General features: G+C 63.1%; 2 protein-coding genes. Both read left to right on the forward strand.

The annotated features are described in order from the left end of the window. Positions 1-60: 60 nt before the first annotated feature. Positions 61-1,353: an alpha/beta fold hydrolase gene (locus tag HXW87_RS29600; RefSeq protein WP_345773079.1), complete on the forward strand. Its 1,293-nt coding sequence runs from the start codon at positions 61-63 to the stop codon at positions 1,351-1,353. A 67-nt stretch (positions 1,354-1,420) separates the two neighbouring features. After that, positions 1,421-2,380 carry an alpha/beta hydrolase gene (locus HXW87_RS13375; RefSeq protein ID WP_239779042.1) on the forward strand — a complete coding sequence of 320 codons (960 nt, stop codon included), beginning with the start codon at positions 1,421-1,423 and terminating at the stop codon, positions 2,378-2,380. The last annotated feature ends 291 nt before the right edge of the window (positions 2,381-2,671 follow it).

Genomic DNA, 2,671 nt, shown 5'->3' on the forward strand with positions numbered 1-2,671 from the left:
GAACTGGGTGAAATCGAAGCGCGCCTCAAGCAGCAGCCGGGCGTGCGTGACGCCGCCGTGGTGGCCCGCGAGGGTGTCAGCGGCAAACAACTGCTCGGCTATGTACTGGCCGCTACCGACACGCCGGCCGACGGTTTGGGCGAGCGTCTGCGCGAGCAACTCAAGGCCAGCTTGCCGGATTACATGGTGCCGGCACACTTGATGGTACTTGAGCGCATGCCGCTGACGCCGAACGGCAAGCTCGACCGCAAGGCCTTGCCGAATCCGGACGCCGAACAGCGTCTGGCCTACGTCGAGCCGCGCACCGAGCTGGAAAAAGCCCTGGCGAAGATCTGGCAGGAAGTGCTGAAAATCGAACGGGTCGGGCTCACCGACAATTTCTTCGAACTGGGTGGCGATTCGATCCTCAGCCTGCAAGTGGTGGCCCGCAGCCGCGCGCTCAAGGCTCAGGGCCTGAGCCTGAAACTGCGCGATCTGATGCAGAAACCGAGCATCGGCGAACTGGTAGCGAGTGTTCAGGGCACGGCGGAAAAAGCCTCCGGGTTGCTGGCGATGAACGCCGAGGTCAAGGGCGTGGCGCCGCTGTTCTGCCTCCACGCCGGATTCGGCACGGTGTTCGACTACGAGCCGCTGGCGCGCCGTTTGAGCGGTCGGCGTCAGGTGTTGGCGATTCAGTCGCGGATGCTGCTGGATCCGGCGTTCAACGACACCTCGCTGCAGGAAATGGCCAGTGAGTATCTGGCGCAGATTCGCCAGAAACAGCCGCACGGGCCGTATCACCTGCTGGGCTGGTCGCTGGGCGGTACGCTGGCGATGTTGATCGCCGCGCAACTGGAGCAGGCCGGGCAACAGGTCAAGTTTGTCGGGCTGGTCGATAGCTTCGTGCCGTCGGCAGCGGTCGACGCCGGGGCGGTCGATGACTGGCAAGCCGACCTGCGCGACTTCCTGCAGGTGACGTTGCCGGACGCCGCACCGGGCTTGTCCATCGACGGTGAAGAAACGCCGCACAACCTGCGTGCGCTGTTCCAGCGTGCCATGAGTGCCGAGCGCGGGGCGTCGACTTACGTGGCACTGGGTGCCGATGAACTGGCGCATGTGTTCAGCGTGGCGCGCCGGCTCAAGCAGCTGTCGCTCAAGCTTGAGCGCTGCGCGCCGTTGGCCGTCAACCCGACGTGCTGGTGGACCTTGGGTCGCGAAGCCGAGGCACTGGAGCTGGCGGCGCAACTGGGTCAGCCGGGCATGGGCGGCGAATGGCTGGATTGCGGGCACTTCCAGATCCCGCGTGATGAAACTTTCCTGTCCGAGGCTGAAGAAATGCTCGGCCAGATCGTTGAATCAGTAGTCATGTCCTGAAACCTGCTGTGAAACCCAAGTAAAACCGATCGGGCGCTGCTGGCGCCCGATCGCTTTGGAGATTTGAATGTCATTGAATCCTGATATCGCCGCATTTCTGCAACTGGTCGGCAACGGCCGGGCCAGTGGCAAACGCGTCGGCATGCACGAGTTGAGCCCGACCGAGGCCCGTGAACAATTCGATCAGTCGTCGTTGCTGATGGACGCCGGCGGTGAAGAACTGGCCGTGGTGGATGAGCTGCAATTGCCGGTGCGTGACGGCGCACTGTTGCACGCGCGGATCTACAGCAATCATCCGTTGCAGGCGGGCGCCGGTCGTCCGGCGCTGTTGTATTTCCATGGTGGCGGCTATGTGGTCGGCAGCCTCGACTCGCATGATTCGCTGTGCCGCGCGCTGGCCTCGCTGGCCGATTGCGTGGTGCTGTCGGTGGCGTACCGACTGGCGCCGGAACATCGTTTTCCGACAGCGGCCGATGACGCCCGCGATGCCTGGGACTGGCTGGTGGCGAGTGCTGCAGATCTGGGCATCGACACGGCGCGACTGGCGATTGCCGGTGACAGCGTCGGTGGCAGTCTGGCCACGGTGCTGGCTGCGCAACTGACGGCTGCCGCTGAGCAGCCGCGCTTGCAGGTGTTGATTTATCCGGTCACCGATGCCAGTCGCAGCACGCCGTCGATCGAGCGTTTTGCCGAAGGCTATCTGCTGGAGAAGGCTTCGCTGCAGTGGTTCTACGCGCACTATCAGCGTGATGCCAGCGATCGTTTTGATCCACGTTTTTCGCCGTTGCTCGGCGATGTTCCGGCCAATGTCGCGCCGGTGCTGATGGTGTTGGCCGAGTGTGATCCGTTGCATGATGAAGGGGTGACTTATGCGCGGCATTTGCAGGCGGCGGGGGTTGCTGTGGATTTGCAGGTGTACTCGGGCATGACCCATGACTTTATGCGGATGGGGGCGATTGTTGATGAGGCTGAAGAGGCGCTGGGGTTGATTGCTGGGCGATTGGTAGAGGTGTTTGCTTTGGCTTGACCGGGGTGGGGGGGGGCATATCCGTTGCTGCGGTAACGGCCACTTAGGGTTCCGCCCTGACGGCGGGTCACTTTTGGCAAACGCCCCAAAAGTAACCAAAAGGTCTATGCCCTGACGTTCGGCCCTCGCTTAGGCTCGGGTTCCTTCGCTGCGGGATTCATCCGGGGGGCAGCGCCTACGGTTTGCTTCGCTGCACCTCCTCTCGCTGTGTTTGGCTGCGCCAAACGGTCGCTGCGCTCCCACCCCCGGATAAATCCCTCCACTCAGCCTGCCGACGGGCCCTCAGATCAA

This window comes from Pseudomonas sp. Y5-11 (assembly GCF_022368695.1).
Lineage (GTDB): Bacteria > Pseudomonadota > Gammaproteobacteria > Pseudomonadales > Pseudomonadaceae > Aquipseudomonas > Aquipseudomonas parakoreensis.